Consider the following 15,435-nt stretch of genomic DNA (forward strand, 5'->3'; position numbering starts at 1 on the left):
GTCAGCCATCCTCTGCGTGCAACAGCAGGCCAAGCGCCAGCAGAATCGCCGCCACGGGCGGTGCCCAAGCAGCAAGCATCACGGGAATTTGCCCGTTTTCACCCAAAATCTGCGCAAAACTGCGAATAAAATACAAACCAAACCCCAGCAGGACAGATGCCAGAACGGCCACCCCCGTGCCGCCAAAACGGGTATGGCGCATGGTAAAGGCACTCGCAACAAGAACCATCGCAACAAGAAAGAAGGGACGGGCGATTTCGGTTTGCAGCCAGACCTTGTGGCGGCGCGGGCTGAAGCCTGCCTGCTCTAACTGGCGGATGAAGTCGGGTAGATTGTATATCGATACAGCCCCCGGTTTGCCAATGCTTTCGCGAATGCGGTCAAGGGTCAGGGAGGAAGGTATCACCAGTGTCTCAAAAACCTCTGCGTTGGCTTCTGCATTTTGACCGGCGGCCAGCGGCCATGACTTGGCATTGCGCAGGGACCATTGGCCATTTTGCAACGCGGCGCTGCCCGCTTCGATCCGGCGCACAGGGCCGTTGGCATTGTCATAAGACAGGAACGTCACATCAAACAGAACGGATGCATCGGCGTTGGACCGCCAGGCGCGGATCACGGTCTGGCCCGACGCGCTGCCTTGGCGCAGCCACAGCCCCTCGTCGCTGATCGACAGGGCAGATGCACCGCCCGCGCGGTAACTTTCCGACAACTGCAAATACCGATTGCCCGTCGCCGCGACGATGGGATTGAGCATGCCAACCGCCATCACACCGATGATCAGCGCAACCACCACCGGAGATATCAAGGACCGCAGCGCCGAACGTCCCGCCGCCCGCGTCACCACCATTTCGGAGGATCGGGCCAGCGAGATAAACAGCGTCACCGTGGCGAGGATCATGATCAGAGGCAGAATCAAATTGATGGTCTGCGGCGCGTTGAGCAGAGTCAGCCCCATGATGTTCTGCCAGCCGATATCATAGCTGCCGAACTTGCGGGCCTGTTCCACCGCATCCACCAGCATCACCAGCGCAAACAGCACCGCCGTAATCAGCAAAAAGGTCATCGCAAAGCGACGGGCAAAATACAGGTGCAGGATCATGATGCAGCCCTCCTGCGGCGCAACCGGTGCAGCCAACCGGGGTTTGCCGCCTGCCAAAGCATTCCGATCACAAGTAAAAATCCGACTGCGGACGGCAGATAGAGCAGGGGCCAATTCTGGGCATCTGCCCGCACTATATCGACCAGAACGCCGCGCATGCCATCGATTGAGATCAACAAGCCAAAGGCAATGGCTACCTCACGCCATACGCCAAAGCGCGAGAAACCGCCCAGTAGAAGCGTCGCAAAGCCAACCATCGCCGCAATGACGCAAAACAGAGATTGCGCAAACCGGGCGTGCAGTTCCTCGGCGATGGACCCCGTCGGCTCTCCGGTGTTGGCAGCGATGGCGTCCCAATCGCCGATCAGGTCGGGGGTGATCATATTGCCAACCGACTTGTTGCCACTGGGGGCTTTGGTCATCAAGCCGGAGATATCAAAGGAAAAATCGCGGAACTTGGCCGTTGCGAGGCGGTTGTCTGCAGTGCCAAGCCGCTGCGCCAGCCCGTCCACCATGATCAATGTCGTGCCATCGCCGTTGCGCACCAGATAGGCTTCCGCCGCGGTGTAAATGACACCTTGTTCAGGATCGCGCCGGTCCGACAGGAACACATCGCGCAACACCCCATCTTCGTCGATCAGACGGGTGTAGAACGTTACCTTTTCCGTTGGGTGCAGGAACGTCCCTTCGGTCAGCAACCGCGAGGTAACGTTCTGGGATATCTCGTTTTCGCGCTGGTTCAACTGGGCCTGTGCCATCGGCACAAGGTAATGGCTCAGCACACTCATCATCAGGGCAACGCAAAGGCCGTAAACCAGCACGGGCCGCGCCAGCCGCCATGGGCTGGTGCCGGTGGATTGCAAAACCGTCAGCTCGGATTCGCCGCTCATCCGGTTGGTGACATAGACCGCGCCTGCAAAGGCCGCGATGGGCAAGACCGTGGTGATCAGCTTGGGCAGGCTAAGCGAGGTAAACTCAAGGAAAACAAGGGCCGATTGCCCATCACCGATCAAACGGTCAAACAGCACAACCGCCCGGTTGATCCAGAACAGGGCCACCAGTACCAGCGCGAAAAAGCCGAACATCACAAGAAGCTGCGACAGCAAATAGCGGTCGAATTTGGCCACTGCGACTCCCCCAAGTTGCTCTAACGGCGTGTTGGCACAATCTTACTGCATTATCTGATCGGCGAAAACTGCTATCTGGTCATGTCGGCGGTGCCGCGCTAGGTCTTGTCGCGAAACCAGACAGAGGCCTGCGCAATGACAACTTTGACACCCATCACATTCGAAAGCACCGAGATCGACCAGATCGCGGAACATCAGGGGCGGATTGCGGTATTTGTCGATCCCGAAGGTCGCCTTGATGCCGGGGCGCGGCGGGTCAACAAGCTGATGCGCGGGGCGCTGTTGCGTCTGGTGGAGGGCGAGGGGTTTGCCAAGGCCAAGGCCGGGGACCTGCATGTGATGTCCTACCCGACGGGTTTGGCGGCCGAGGCGGTGGATGTGGTGTTCCTGCCGCGCAAGGCATCGGTACAGGAGGCGCGGCGCGCAGGTGCGTCATTGGCCAAGCGCCGCGGCAAGTCCAATGTGCTGGCGCTGGCGGCAGGCATGCGGCGGGTGGCAGATATGGCTTTTGGTTTGGCGATGCGTGACTATGGCTATGACGCGCAAAAATCAGACGCCAAACCGCGTGCCGGGGCCGTGACCATCATGTGCGGTAAACCCGATGAAGCGAGCGAGGCAGCAGCGCCATTGCTGGCCGTTGCCGAGGGCGCATTCATGACACGTGATTTGACCAATGCGCCGGCAAATGTCTTGACCACCAGCAGCTTCGCAGACGAACTTGTTGCGATGGGTGAACTGGGCCTCAAGGTTGAAGTTCTGGATGAAGACGAGCTTGCAAACCTCGGTATGCGCACACTTTTGTGTGTGGGGCAGGGATCTGACAGCCCCTCCAAGGTTGTGGTCATGCACTGGGACGGCGGCAAGAAAGGCGATGCGCCTTTGGCGCTGGTTGGCAAGGGCGTGGTGTTTGACACCGGCGGGATCAGCCTGAAGCCCGGCGCGGGTATGGAAGACATGACCATGGACATGGGCGGCGCGGGCGTTGTCTCTGGCGTGATGCGCAGCCTGGCTTTGCGCGGCGCCAAGGCCAATGTGGTCGGTCTGGTTGGTCTGGTTGAAAACATGCCCTCGGGCAATGCGGTGCGCCCCGGCGATGTGATCAAATCCATGAAGGGCGACACGGTTGAGGTGATCAACACAGATGCCGAAGGGCGTTTGGTGCTCTGTGATGTGATGTGGTACGCGCAGGAACGCTTCAAACCCTCCGCAATGATTGACCTGGCGACCTTGACCGGTGCAATCATCATCGGGCTGGGCCATGAGAATGCGGGCGTGTTCTCCAATGATGATGACCTGTGCAACGATTTCCTCAAGGCTGCCAAGGCCGAGGGTGAGGGCGCGTGGCGGATGCCTTTGGGTCAGGCCTACGACGATATGCTCAAAAGCCGGATTGCAGATATGAAAAACATCGGCGGACGTCCGGCGGGCTCGGTCACGGCGGCGCAGTTCCTGCAACGGTTTGTCAAAGACGACGTTCCGTGGATTCACCTCGATATTGCCGGTGTGGCTTCGGTCAAATCCGAAACCGCGCTGGCCCCTGTCGGCGCGACGGGCTGGGGCGTTGCGACGTTGAACCGTTTGATCGCAGATCGATACGAGGTGGAGTAACGCCGATGGGCGCTGCGTTTTTCTATCACCTGACGCGGAAATCACTGGCGGAAACGCTGGTGATGCTGCTGGGCAAATCGCTTGATAACGGATGGAAGGTCGCGGTGCGCGGGACAGATGCATCGGCCCTTGCCGCGCTGGATCAAGCGCTGTGGCGGGGGCCAGAGGACAGCTTTTTGCCCCATGGTCTGGCCGGCGGGCCGCAGGACGCGGATCAACCGGTTCTGTTGACCACAACCACGGAGGCCCCCAACCGGCCCAATTGCGTGATGTCCGTGCACGGGGCCGAGGTCAGCGCCGAAGAAGTGGGGACATTGGACAGGGTGTGTATCTTGTTTGACGGCATGGACGAGGCGGCGGTGGCCCATGCCCGTACCCAGTGGAAGACCCTCAAGGACGCAGGCGCGTCGGCGCAATATTGGTCGGAAGAATCAGGGCGTTGGGAAAAAAAGGCAGAGACCTGAGAGGTTTGGAGAGGGGGGCTGTGCGGACGTAATTGCCGTTCAATACACTCGCCAGCACTCTGACTTTTGTTTCGAGGCAGACGTGATACTTTGTCAGGACTTCATGTAGGATTGACGATGTGATGCCCCATTTCCTCGAGACGCCAGACGCCATATCAGACACTTCCGAAGTCGAGACTTTGCTCAGGGAATATCTTTCGTGGGTCGTTCCGCTCTTTAATGCTGAGAATGATCTGAACGTTGATGTCGATGTGGCTCTTTCGAACGCAATGCTAGATCTGACCGAAGTTTTACCGCCAAACGGGCGGACGGTTCTGGCGCGCGACCCTAGTGGAGTTGCCAATGCCATTGGTTTCTATCGAGAAATTAGAGCTGACGCGGTAGAGATTAAGCGGCTATATGTCCGGCCCGCAGTGCGGGGCGAAGGTCTTGGGCGCAAAGTGGTTCGGCGGTTGATAGACGAAGCGCGCAATGCAAATTATTCGCAGGTCTTTTTAGATAGCACTGCTTTCATGTCCTCCGCTCATGCACTGTACCGTTCGGAAGGGTTCCGAGATGTTGAGTTTTACCCCGAAGCAGAGCACTCACAAGATGTATCCCCGCACGTGATCTACATGGCCTTGAATATCGACTGAGATAGTGCCGAGAGTGTGTTCTTGCTCACGTCTATGGCGTCTGTTTGGGCTCATACCCGACATCCGACAATTTCGGTCGGCATTTCCAACTGGCAGGGTGGGGCACGACACACAGGAGAGCCAACGGCGGCTATGCGGACAATGCCGACCTTGAAGCTTTTCATGGAGGAGTAGGCAGAAGAGGTTCAGGTTGAGTGTCCGACCAATTAAACTCCAGCGCGTTCTCTAAGCCCTCGGCCTCAAAAAAAAGCCCAATAAAACAAAGGTCAGCATAGTGTCGAGAAGGAGTGCAGTTATCTGACTGAAAAATCAGATTGGACTGCTCGGTATCCATAGCCCTTCGGTAGCAGAGATGCGAGTAGCCTTTAAGAATCTCAGGCGGGGATGATTGAAAAACAACACAGCCGCCTTGCCCTTCATTCAACACGTAAGCGCCTGATTTATGTAGATATAGACTCGATCCCCTCCACCACCCTGTATTCGATAGAAGTTCAACTCGAACTTTCCCTTCGCCATCAAAAACTGTCAGATATCGCTCCCAATCTGATTGGAAACTGACCAAGCCTGAGAGAGACATTTCGATGTGATGCCCCTCTGCGATGGTCACAGTTTTGGAGTGTTCGCCCCTGCATGCAGCAAACGTAAGTGGCAGCAGGAGAGCTAGAACCGAAAATCGCAATCGTAGTACTCTTTTAGGAATGTGTTCTGGGAGCAGATACCACGGACTGATCGAGGTCAAGTTGGGCTCATTGCAGACCTTCATTTCCTCCCTCTCGGAAAAAACTCCGACCTTAGCCCCCCAATCACCGCGTCAGGATCAGCTCACCTCCGGCAATCTCGATCCGGCCCCAGCGTTGCAGGTATCCCATTCCCATCAGGGATTGCGACATTTCGCCTTCGTTGACCACGGCGGAAACATCGCGGTCTGTCACATCCCCCAAAGTCACCTGATCCAGCCGGACAAAAGCGGTGCGCACCTGGCCATTGGCGGTGTTGGCGCGGCCCAGATAGGCGAGGTTTTCAAGGTCGATGCCCGCACGTTCCGCATCGGCTTGGGTCAGCACCATATCGGAGGCACCCGTATCGACTACAAAGCGGACATTCTCTCCGTTGATCATCGCGGTGAGGTAATAATGCCCGTCGCGGGCGCGGGGCACGATGATCTGGCCTGCGCCGGTCATTTGCACCTGCGCGCCAGAGCCGCTGCGCGAGATGTCCTGCCACAGGCCCACGGCCGCCGCGCCGCCGACAAAAATCATGCCCCAGACAGCCGCATATTGCAGGGTCCGGTTCAACCCCTGACGTGATTGCATAAAAAACCAGCCCGCCACCATGATCAGCAGCACAACGAGGTAAATCACCCGTCCGGTTTCTATTTCGGCCATATGTCAGTTCCCGCTCATCCGCTGTGGTCTTCAAAGGGATATAGGGGCGGCAAGGCGGAATTTCAGCCCGTGCTGGGGCCAAATCCGAATGCGGCCAGCCCATCAAGCACAAATTGCACCGAAAGCGCGGCCAACAACATGCCCAGCAGACGGGTGATCACGTTGATTCCGGTCTTGCCGATCCGTTCCAGATAGCCACTGGCCTGCAACGTCAGCGCCATCACGGCAAGGATGAGGACTGTCATGACAATCACGGTGGCAAGCCCTTCGACCCCCGGTTTTTCCCCGGTCAGCAAGATAATGGAGGCGATGGAACCCGGCCCCGCAATCAACGGGATGGCGATGGGGAACACCGATGGATCGTCATGGTCGTCCTCGTCGGCACGGTCCTTGCGGCGCTTGGTGCGCCGATCAAACAACATGTCGATGGCGGTCAGGAACAGCAAGATACCGCCCGCCACGCGAAAGGCCGGCATGGAAATTCCGATAAAGGTCAAAACGGCCTCACCGGCCAGTGCAAAGATCGCCAGGACAAAACCGGCCACGGCAACCGCACGCCATGCGATGCGGCGGCGCTGTGCGTTGCTCATACCGGGCGTCAGGGCCAGAAACACCGGCGCGATCGCGATCGGATCCATCACCACAAACAGGGTGACCAGCACTGTGATCGTATAGGCGGTGTCGAGCTCCATCGCCCGCTCCCTTGTTCCGGTGGATCAGGCGGAGGCCTTTTCCAGTTTGCTTTCAGCCGTCATCCAAAGCGTTTCCGCGCGTTCCAGCGCATCCATCACTTCGGCGTATTTCTTGTTCCAGACCTCAAGCTCGCCGATTTTGCCGTCTTCGTACAAAGCCGGATCTGCCAGTTTCTTGGCCAGTTTGTCGCGCATTTCGTTGAGTTTATCAACGCGCGCCTCGGCCTTGCGCACTTCGGAACGCAGGGCGAGGATCTCGTCACGGCTGGCGCGTTTGGGTTTGGGCGCCTCTTTCGGCTTGGCGTTCTTGCTGACCGGTTTGGTCGGGGTCAGCAGCATCTTGCGATAGGATTCCAGATCATCGTCATAGGGTTTGACGGTGCCGTCAGACACCAGCCACAGACGATCTGCTACCATCGACAGCAGGTGCATGTCGTGGCTGACAAGGATCACGGCGCCCGAATATTGCGTCAGCGCCTCAACCAGCGCCTCGCGGCTTTCGATATCAAGGTGGTTTGTCGGCTCATCGAGGATCAGCAGATGCGGGGCATCCAATGTCGCCAATAGCAGGGACAGACGCGCCTTTTGACCACCCGACAGGCGGCCCACTTCGGTTTCGGCCTGTTCCGCACCAAGGCCAAACCCGGCCAGTTGCGCCCGCAATTTGGAATGCAGCACACCGGGGCGCGCCGAGATCATATGTTGCAGCGGGGTTTCCTTGATCTGCAACTCGTCTACCTGATGCTGGGCAAAGAACCCAATGCGCAGTTTGTTGGCCTTGACCGCCTTGCCGTCCATCAGGATCAACCGGTCCGACAGCAGCTTGGACAGGGTCGATTTGCCTTGGCCGTTCTTGCCGAGCAACGCGATGCGGTCGTCCTGATCAATGCGCAAGTTCAGCCGCGACAGCACCGGGTTGCCTTCGGTATATCCGACAGAGCCGCCTTCGATGGAGATGATGGGCGGAGACAGTTCCTCTGGCTCGGGGAAGGTGAAAACCCGTTTTGCCGCCTGTTCGGGGGTGGCAATCATGTCCATCTTCTCGATCATCTTGAGGCGGGATTGCGCCTGTTTGGCCTTTGACGCCTTGGCCTTGAACCGGTCCACAAAGGATTGCATGTGATCGCGGCGGGCCTGTTGTTTCTTGGCCATTGCCGCCTGCACGGCCCGCTGTTCGGCACGCTGGCGGGCGAATTGATCGTAGGGGCCTTGGTAATAGGTCAGTTTGAGATCTTCGAGATGCAAGATCCCGCCCACCGCGCGGTTCAGCAATCCGCGGTCGTGGCTGATGATGATCACAGTATGGGGGTATTTCGCGAGATAGCTTTCCAGCCACAGCGCCCCTTCGAGATCAAGATAGTTGGTCGGTTCATCCAGCAGCAGCAAATCGGGCTGGGCAAACAGAACCCCGGCCAGGGCCACACGCATCCGCCAGCCGCCGGAGAATGCAGAGCAGGGCATTTGTTGTTCTTCATCGTCAAAACCGAGACCCTTGAGGATCGACGCGGCACGCCCTTCGGCCGACCAGGCATCAATATCGGCCAGCCGTGACTGGATATCGGCAATGCGCCCCGGATCACTGGCGGTTTCGGCTTCAACCAGCAGGGCAGCGCGTTCGGTGTCGGCGGCCAGCACCGTATCAATCAAGGATACGTCGGAGGAGGGCACCTCTTGGGCGACGCCGCCGATCTTGGCGCGGGAGGGCAGGGTGATCGCGCCGGCGTCCAGCCCAAGCTCGCCGCGGATGATCTTGAACAACGTGGTCTTGCCCGCGCCGTTGCGACCCACAAGACCCACCTTGTGACCTTCAGGAATGACGGCGCTGGCCTCTTCAAACAGAGGGCGACCCTCGACGGAGTAATTGATTTCTGAGATGCGTAACATGCGCGGGGTGTGGACCAAGACCGGCCCGCCGTCAATCGCGGCTTTTCAACTGTGAAACCCCATGTTAGGGAGCGGCCAAATTCACACCCCAAAGGAGCAAGCCAAATGGCCCTTGAGCGTACATTCTCTATCATCAAACCAGATGCAACCAAGCGCAACCTGACCGGCGCAATCGTCAAGAAATTCGAAGACGCAGGTCTGCGCGTTGTCGCATCCAAGCGCATCCATCTGACCAAGGCGCAGGCGGGCGAGTTCTACAAAGTCCACGCCGAGCGTCCATTCTATGACGAACTGTGCGAATTCATGGCCTCCGCGCCAATCGTTGCTCAGGTGCTGGAAGGCGAAAACGCCATCGCGAAAAACCGCGAAGTCATGGGTGCAACCAACCCGGCAGACGCCGCGCCCGGTACAATCCGCGCCGAGTTCGCCGAAAGCGTTGGAGAGAACTCCGTTCACGGCTCCGATGCACCGGAAACAGCAGCGGTCGAGATCGCGTATTTCTTCTCCGGTCTGGAGTTGGTGGGCTAAGCCTTCTGATTTCTCAGACAAGGATTGTAAGGGCCGCAGCAATGCGGCCCTTTTTTGTGCGGTGTCATTCTGCTGGTTCAGCCCGCCAGCGGCATCACCATTTCATGCCATTGCACGCCCCCGTAGGTGGAGGTGGACAGTTTGCTATACCGATAGCCAAACTTCTCATAAAGCGGCACGTAATGGTCTTTGCACATCAGGTGAATGGTTTGTTTGTTGAGCGCAATCATCCGCCGCACAATTTCCCGCATCAAGGTCCGCGAGTGGCCATTGCCGTGGTGCGCGGGATCGACCACTACGGACAGGATCACGACATTGGGTGCATCGGGATCATGGCCGATCAAAGCCTTGAAGTCATCATCCGACATATCGACCTCATGGGCGCAGCCGCTGTTGATAAAGCCGATGACCTTGCTCTGTACCTCAAGCACCACGAACCCTTGCGGATGGCCGGCGATCCGCTTTGTTATCTTTTCGAGCGTTGCCGCCTCGGAGGCGCTGTAGGCCGCGGCTTCGATTTCAAAACAACGCGGCGCATCTGTTGGAACGGCGGTGCGAAAGGTCTGCATGATGGGTCTCCGTGGCTGAGGCGGTGGTCTGACTCGAGTTGATTGGCGCCCGCTCACGTCACTGGCTTTGCTCAGGCTGGTCAGGGTTCTGCTATGAACATAAGGGCACAAGTTGGTTCTGGGTTAATCTTTCAAAAATTTGGAAACTTCGCTCAAAAAGCGTTGAAGAGCCGGATCGCTGCTCAGCATCACGTGGTTGCGCCCTTCCAAGGGGACAAATCGTGCATTGGGGATGGCCGCCGCCATCCTTCTTCCTTCTTCAAACGGCGCTCTTGCATCTTCGCGCACATGGAAAACCAGTGTTTGTGCTTTGACATTGGCCAGTTCTTCCGAAATGTCGATGCTGTCGATTGCAAGTTGAATACTTGCCGCGTTCTCCGGAGGAGTGGCCCTGCGTTGCAGGTTGGTGAAACCTGACAATTGTTCGGCGTTTGCATCCGGCATGAAGAAGGCGCCGAACATGCGCACGTAGGCATCCAGTTCTTTGCCCCAACCTTCCTTGATCATGGTGATGAAGGCATCGCTCTCGGCGATTTGGCCTTTTGACCCTCTCATCCGGCGGCCTCGCGCGTATCCACCACACAAGACCAGCTTCTTCACTCTATCTGGATTCCGCGCAGCAAATGCCGCCGCAACGGCAGCACCTTGAGATTGACCCACCAGCGACACCTCCTGCAGACCAAGTGCGTCGATGACACTCGTCAGGTCCATGACGGAGGCATCCAGAGAAAAATCTTTGATGTCCCTGTCCGACAAACCACTGCCGCGCGCATCATATCGGATAATCTGGTTGTCGGTCGAAAGCAGTCGAACAAGTTCACGGCGCATGGGGATCTGAAAGTCCAGTTCCAGATGGGTGAGCCAGTTCGAAACTGATACGACTGGTGGGCCTTCGCCGATCGTTGCATAAGCGATCAGGACACCATCAGGCGTTTCGCAAAACCGGATATCTTGCACAAATGATGGTGTCTTGACCGACGTTTCAGCCGCGTTCTTCTTTCGGCTGACTTCGAAAACCTGCACGGGTTGAGGTATATTCTTTACTTGGCAAGGGCCCAAATCGATCAATTCAAAGGTGTCGCTGCTGGTCAGATGCTCTTGCAGATTTCCCGAAATGCAGATCGAACCCGGTTCGGCAAGGCTCTCCATACGCGCTGCGACATTCACACCATTGCCAAACAGGTCGGCGCCCTCAACGATGACATCGCCCAGGCTAATCCCGATGCGCATCCTGATTTCTTCACCCGGACTGCTTTGTTGTTGCCCCTGGTCCAGCAGGTCTTGAAGCTCAACGGCGCATTTCACAGCCTCGTTCGCACTTGCAAATTCGACAAGGGCGCCATCCCCCATCATCTTGAATATCCGGCCTGCGTTGCGCTTTACGACAGGTCTGAAAACCTCTGCCAAAACAAGTTTCAAGCGGGCATGCGTTCCAGATTCATCGGTTGCCATCAACCGGGAGTAGCCGACGACATCTGCTGTCAGAATGGCAGCCAGTTTTCTTTGACCTTGAATCGCAGACACGGATCCCTCTCAGTTTGTCCAATCCTCGAGAACTGTCAGGTTGTGACAAATGTGTACAGGCTTGCGTGCCTTTTGGAAGAGGCCAAAACGACAACGTTTCTGCTGAATCTGATGGCTCTGACCGCAGGACCCGACATTCAACCATCTCTGCCGGCAGGCTGTTGAACTTCCACATAGTGGCAGTTCAACGGGCCAGGTCAATCTCGTTAGCCTTGCCGCCCCTGCAATCTGCGGATCACCTCGCGGGCCTCGGGGGGCGGGGCCTGTTCGATGCGGCGGTAGTCGCTGCCGTCCAGATTGCGTTCGATCAGGCCCATGCTGACAAGACTGCGGCGCAAAATGGCAGCGTCGTCGAACAGATGTGCTTTGTTGAAGAGACCATTCACATCGCGTTCCTGCAACGTGGTCTCCGCGGGCAAAAGTGACCAGAACGCCCAGAGACACAGTACCTGCACGCTGCGTTTGGCGGGCCATTGGCGCAGGCGTCCCATGTCGTCGTATTGGTTGAGCGCCCGTTCTACCAATTTGAAATCGACCGTGACCTCTTGCGGAGCATCCAGCCGGGCCAGCGCGGTATTGGCCGCGCGCAGATGTTGAAAATTGCGAAAACCAGCGGCGCGGGCCAGCATGTTCAGCAAGCTCAGGTGCGATGGTGTTTCGGTTTGGGATTTAAGCTGCCCGTTCAGATGGCGGGCAAAGCTGGAGATATCCGCGATGTGCAGCGGGATAAGGTCTTTCGACATGTCATGTCCTCATGGTGCCACGGGAAATGTCGTTGGTCGCTGTCTTACGACGGGCACCTGACAAAATGTCGTATGCTGTCTGATCATGGCAGCTTTAGCTTCCCCAAACAGGGACAGCGACGCCTAGGTGACTGCCAACCGAGGGCAGGTCTAGTCCATGGGCGGGCAGGCGGCAAGGGGGCAGGACGCGCGGATTACCCTTCGCGGACACCGATCACATTCATCATGCGTTCAAATTCAGAGGTTTTGGGGTCAAAACTGGCGGCTTTGATCGCGTCGAATGTCACGCGCAAAGCCTTTTTCTCGGCGCCTTTGCAATCGTTCCACGGGCGGCCCTGAAGCGCCATCACCAGAACATAATATCCAATGAAATGCGGACGCATCCCGGAGGCCAGCAATTTGGCGTAGGCGGCATCGGCACCCAGCGCGCGCAGCTCTTCTGCGCTGTTTATACCCGCTTTGGTGCAACTGGCCTCAAATGCAGGGCCAAGGTTGCGCAGGGAGGAAACGGGCGTGGACATAGGCCCGTGTTTAATCTGCACAGGCAGGTCTGTCACGCCTCAAAGGCTGGCGTAATCGGTGATCAGGGGCGCGGGCTGCTGCTGGTCCTGGGTCTGGCCGGTCGCGGACTGCGGCTCTGGCGTTTGGGTCTGCTGTGGTTCGCTCTGTTGGTCTTTCTTCGGTTCTGGACGGATCATGGATCTGCTCCTCGCTCAATGGGGGACGGGAATCGTCCGCGCCTGAGGCAAGAATTGCAGAAAAGCATGCCGATGCAGGGGCTGGAAGGGGGCCGAATAGGGGCAATTTCTTGCCGAAAGCCCTATGTTCTTAACGTTTTCTCTGGAAGGCCGCTTCCGGGTCAGACAAACCAGATCCCGTCCTCGATGGCGGCAGATACATTGGTCTTGACCTCGTCACTTTCGGAGAAAAACGTCAGCATCTCGGCCCGAGACAAACCGTTGTCCTGTTGCATGCTCCAGAAATCATAACCCGCCTGATCTGGATTGCGGTCCAGCACGTTGTGATAAAGCAGGTCGAGATATTGCGCATCGGTCAAGATGTCGTTGTCGCCATGGGTCTGGGTGAATTCTTCGGAGTCGATAAAATACTGGGCAATCTGGTTCAGCGAGAGCGCACCGCCATCCAGTTGACCGATCCAGAACCCAAGACCGGCCTCATCCGGCGTTCGGTCAAAGCTGGCTTGGTACAAACGGTAGGCCTGCCCGCCGTTGCCTTCGAAATCAAATGCGATGGCGCCATCGTCAAACCAGATCCGCTCCACACCGTCGAGTTTGAGATCATGTGCGGTGTCAGCGTGGGAAAAGGCGATGTGCCCGTCGTCGTGCTGCTTGACCTTCACATCATTGCGCCCGGCATTTACCAACAAGCTGTCCAGTCCGCCGCCGCCGTCTGCCTCGCCCAGCAGATCGTCATAAATGATCAGATCGTCTGCGTCGCTGCCGATGAACTTTGCCAATTCAACAGGCGCGGGCGGGGTTTCGATTGTCAGCTCAAGGAACTCAAAGGGTTTCAAATCAAAGGTGATGTCGCTGGCGTCTGCATAGGTGATATCGGTGAAATACACATCTGCGTCATGTTCGTTGTAAAAATAGGGGCGCCCGTCGACGGTGATGCCGTCGGTTGCGATGCCGTTGTCCCACTGCAACCCGTTGGTTGTGTTGGTGTCCAGTGAGACTTTGACGCCGCTGATGGAAGCGGCGTTTGCAAAGAGTTTCGAAAGGTCCAACGTTACATCCAGGCTGTCCAGAGTGCGGGACGAGACATAGAGCACGGTTGTGTTCAGATCCGCATAGGTGGTGACTTCGATCTGCGGGAAGGCTTGTTCAAAGCCAAGCGATATCAATTCCTTACCTGCAATGGACCCCGCCATCAGGTCGAAGGCGGCCGCTTGCGAGGAATTCATCATCCGGCCTTGATCATCCATAATGGCACCGCCATCGGTCTCCAGGGTCAGGGCGGTTTTGGAATGATAGTCCAAAGCCCAGATATTGGCCGCATCCGCGCCAAGTTCGATCATGTTCGAGAATTGTTTGATCAGCGTAGACCCGGCAACAAAACCCTGTTGGGCGGTTGTCGTGGTGCGCACGTTCCATTCCGTGATGTGCAGATCCAGATCTTTATCAAAAGCCTTGGACCAAACATCGAAATCACGATCGATAAAGTTCACTTCGTTGGAGTGGGTGCCGAATTCATAGTGGCTTTTGTTGTAGTAATAATGCTCTGTCACGCCATCGATTGCGCCGCGGGCGGCGTCGCTGAGTTGATCAATGATCTGTTGGTTGGCATCATCATTGCGCTGGCGGAAGTCATTCACGCCGGGGGTGGCCTGAAACTCTGAGCCGACGTTGCCGGCAGTGGCCATCTGCACAATGATCGACGGTTGATCCTGTTGTGCAATGCCCGCGCTGATCATGCCGGCTTCAACGGCCTCGGCTGCGATCGAGGCGCGTTGGCCGTAGGCCGTTTCGCCGATGTCCCAGTATTCATTGCCGATCTGGAAGGCTTCGATCAGATGGCCGTATTGGGTCATCACGGCCTGGGTAAAGGCTGCGATGTCATCGGCAAAACCGGCGTAGTTTTCTGTGTTCAGATGTTTTGTAGGGATCACCAGAACCGCGCAAATCGGATCGGCATCGGGGCCGGCATAGCCGCCCGCGCTGCACCACTCGAAGAAGTTCACAACTTCGGAGCGCAGATTGCCGCCCGGCATGGTCACGATGTTGATCCAGTCGTCCCCATCCACGGGGCTCTCGCCATCGTCATGCAATCTGGCGGGTGGCAAATCGCTTTGCCCGCCGCCAAAACGCACGGAGGTGACACCAAGGTTGGTTGCGGCTGATGAATAAGCCTCGCCGGGTGCGCCATCGTCGGTGCGCTCAAAAACAGCGTTTGCGCCGAACATGCTTTTGGCAACGAAAGAGCCGGTCGCAGAAGATCCCGTGAGGGTAAGTCTAGGCATAATAAACCCTAAAATTAACCCAACCGAAGCATTCTGCGTTCAAGTTGAAAGTCCCCCGACCCTCAACAACAAACTGCCCGAAAGAGTGTGCATCTCTCAAGGAAAATAGCTCATTTAGGGGAAATGTGGCAGCGCAGGCGCAAATGCTGGTGAATATCGAGAACAATATTTTGCAAGCACTCGGTTTGTTTCGTCGA

General features: G+C 57.2%; 15 protein-coding genes. 4 read left to right on the top strand and 11 right to left on the bottom strand.

Annotated elements, in window-relative coordinates; all coding sequences use genetic code 11:
• Position 1 precedes the first annotated feature (1 nt).
• Complete coding sequence (gene lptG, locus K3754_RS08835) at positions 2 to 1,099, bottom strand: LPS export ABC transporter permease LptG (RefSeq protein ID WP_203211385.1); 1,098 nt, start codon at positions 1,097 to 1,099, stop codon at positions 2 to 4.
• Entirely contained in the window at positions 1,096 to 2,226 is a 1,131-nt protein-coding gene (gene lptF, locus K3754_RS08840) for an LPS export ABC transporter permease LptF (protein WP_259942963.1), read from the bottom strand. Before lptF ends, lptG begins: the two co-directional genes overlap by 4 nt.
• A 135-nt stretch (positions 2,227 to 2,361) precedes the next feature.
• Between lptF and K3754_RS08845 the strand changes: the two genes are divergently transcribed.
• From K3754_RS08845 to K3754_RS08855, 3 genes are all read left to right on the top strand, one after another.
• Positions 2,362 to 3,834, top strand: a complete 1,473-nt coding sequence (locus K3754_RS08845) for a leucyl aminopeptidase (RefSeq protein ID WP_259942965.1) — start codon at positions 2,362 to 2,364, stop codon at positions 3,832 to 3,834.
• A gap of 5 nt (positions 3,835 to 3,839) precedes the next feature.
• A complete protein-coding gene (locus K3754_RS08850) occupies positions 3,840 to 4,298 on the top strand; it encodes a DNA polymerase III subunit chi (RefSeq protein WP_203211382.1) in 459 nt (152 codons plus the stop codon).
• A 122-nt stretch (positions 4,299 to 4,420) separates the two neighbouring features.
• On the top strand, positions 4,421 to 4,933 hold the full coding sequence (locus K3754_RS08855; RefSeq protein ID WP_259942967.1) for a GNAT family N-acetyltransferase: 513 nt from the start codon (positions 4,421 to 4,423) through the stop codon (positions 4,931 to 4,933).
• Between the two features lie 803 nt (positions 4,934 to 5,736).
• Here K3754_RS08855 and K3754_RS08860 read toward each other — a convergent pair.
• The 3 genes from K3754_RS08860 to K3754_RS08870 all read right to left on the bottom strand — a co-directional run bounded on the left by K3754_RS08860 (position 5,737) and on the right by K3754_RS08870 (position 8,894).
• Positions 5,737 to 6,318, bottom strand: a complete 582-nt coding sequence (locus K3754_RS08860; RefSeq protein ID WP_259942969.1) for a TIGR02281 family clan AA aspartic protease — start codon at positions 6,316 to 6,318, stop codon at positions 5,737 to 5,739.
• Positions 6,319 to 6,380: 62 nt separating this feature from the next.
• A complete protein-coding gene (locus K3754_RS08865; RefSeq protein ID WP_259942971.1) occupies positions 6,381 to 7,010 on the bottom strand; it encodes a MarC family protein in 630 nt (209 codons plus the stop codon).
• 24 nt (positions 7,011 to 7,034) lie between these two features.
• Complete coding sequence (locus tag K3754_RS08870; protein ID WP_203211377.1) at positions 7,035 to 8,894, bottom strand: ABC-F family ATP-binding cassette domain-containing protein; 1,860 nt, start codon at positions 8,892 to 8,894, stop codon at positions 7,035 to 7,037.
• Between the two features lie 105 nt (positions 8,895 to 8,999).
• Between K3754_RS08870 and ndk the strand changes: the two genes are divergently transcribed.
• Entirely contained in the window at positions 9,000 to 9,422 is a 423-nt protein-coding gene (gene ndk / locus K3754_RS08875) for a nucleoside-diphosphate kinase (protein ID WP_203211376.1), read from the top strand.
• Between the two features lie 77 nt (positions 9,423 to 9,499).
• On the opposite strand, the gene K3754_RS08880 is transcribed toward ndk, so the two are convergent.
• The 6 genes from K3754_RS08880 to K3754_RS08905 all read right to left on the bottom strand — a co-directional run bounded on the left by K3754_RS08880 (position 9,500) and on the right by K3754_RS08905 (position 15,238).
• Entirely contained in the window at positions 9,500 to 9,991 is a 492-nt protein-coding gene (locus K3754_RS08880; RefSeq protein WP_259942977.1) for a GNAT family N-acetyltransferase, read from the bottom strand.
• Positions 9,992 to 10,114: 123 nt separating this feature from the next.
• A complete protein-coding gene (locus tag K3754_RS08885; RefSeq protein ID WP_259942980.1) occupies positions 10,115 to 11,515 on the bottom strand; it encodes an alpha/beta fold hydrolase in 1,401 nt (466 codons plus the stop codon).
• Positions 11,516 to 11,721: 206 nt separating this feature from the next.
• Positions 11,722 to 12,258, bottom strand: a complete 537-nt coding sequence (locus K3754_RS08890) for a DUF2087 domain-containing protein (protein ID WP_259942983.1) — start codon at positions 12,256 to 12,258, stop codon at positions 11,722 to 11,724.
• Between the two features lie 194 nt (positions 12,259 to 12,452).
• Positions 12,453 to 12,779 carry a TfoX/Sxy family protein gene (locus K3754_RS08895; protein WP_203211372.1) on the bottom strand — a complete coding sequence of 109 codons (327 nt, stop codon included), beginning with the start codon at positions 12,777 to 12,779 and terminating at the stop codon, positions 12,453 to 12,455.
• Between the two features lie 39 nt (positions 12,780 to 12,818).
• The gene (locus K3754_RS08900) at positions 12,819 to 12,956 is read right to left on the bottom strand and encodes a hypothetical protein (RefSeq protein WP_259942985.1); all 138 of its coding nucleotides are present in this window, start codon (positions 12,954 to 12,956) and stop codon (positions 12,819 to 12,821) included.
• 161 nt (positions 12,957 to 13,117) lie between these two features.
• Positions 13,118 to 15,238, bottom strand: coding sequence for a DUF4214 domain-containing protein (locus K3754_RS08905; RefSeq protein ID WP_259942987.1), 2,121 nt, complete (start codon positions 15,236 to 15,238; stop codon positions 13,118 to 13,120).
• Between the last annotated feature and the right edge of the window lie 197 nt (positions 15,239 to 15,435).

This window comes from Sulfitobacter sp. M368 (genome assembly GCF_025141875.1).
Classification (GTDB): Bacteria; Pseudomonadota; Alphaproteobacteria; order Rhodobacterales; family Rhodobacteraceae; genus Sulfitobacter; species Sulfitobacter mediterraneus_A.

Coding starts and splice junctions, on each gene's coding strand:
- K3754_RS08850 (WP_203211382.1), top strand. CDS start 3,840: ATGGGCGCTGCGTTTTTCTATCACCTGACGCGGAAATCACTGGCGGAA.
- K3754_RS08860 (WP_259942969.1), bottom strand. CDS start 6,318: ATGGCCGAAATAGAAACCGGACGGGTGATTTACCTCGTTGTGCTGCTG.
- lptG (WP_203211385.1), bottom strand. CDS start 1,099: ATGATCCTGCACCTGTATTTTGCCCGTCGCTTTGCGATGACCTTTTTG.
- ndk (WP_203211376.1), top strand. CDS start 9,000: ATGGCCCTTGAGCGTACATTCTCTATCATCAAACCAGATGCAACCAAG.
- K3754_RS08890 (WP_259942983.1), bottom strand. CDS start 12,258: ATGTCGAAAGACCTTATCCCGCTGCACATCGCGGATATCTCCAGCTTT.
- K3754_RS08870 (WP_203211377.1), bottom strand. CDS start 8,894: ATGTTACGCATCTCAGAAATCAATTACTCCGTCGAGGGTCGCCCTCTG.
- K3754_RS08900 (WP_259942985.1), bottom strand. CDS start 12,956: ATGATCCGTCCAGAACCGAAGAAAGACCAACAGAGCGAACCACAGCAG.
- K3754_RS08855 (WP_259942967.1), top strand. CDS start 4,421: ATGCCCCATTTCCTCGAGACGCCAGACGCCATATCAGACACTTCCGAA.
- K3754_RS08905 (WP_259942987.1), bottom strand. CDS start 15,238: ATGCCTAGACTTACCCTCACGGGATCTTCTGCGACCGGCTCTTTCGTT.
- K3754_RS08880 (WP_259942977.1), bottom strand. CDS start 9,991: ATGCAGACCTTTCGCACCGCCGTTCCAACAGATGCGCCGCGTTGTTTT.
- K3754_RS08845 (WP_259942965.1), top strand. CDS start 2,362: ATGACAACTTTGACACCCATCACATTCGAAAGCACCGAGATCGACCAG.
- K3754_RS08865 (WP_259942971.1), bottom strand. CDS start 7,010: ATGGAGCTCGACACCGCCTATACGATCACAGTGCTGGTCACCCTGTTT.
- K3754_RS08895 (WP_203211372.1), bottom strand. CDS start 12,779: ATGTCCACGCCCGTTTCCTCCCTGCGCAACCTTGGCCCTGCATTTGAG.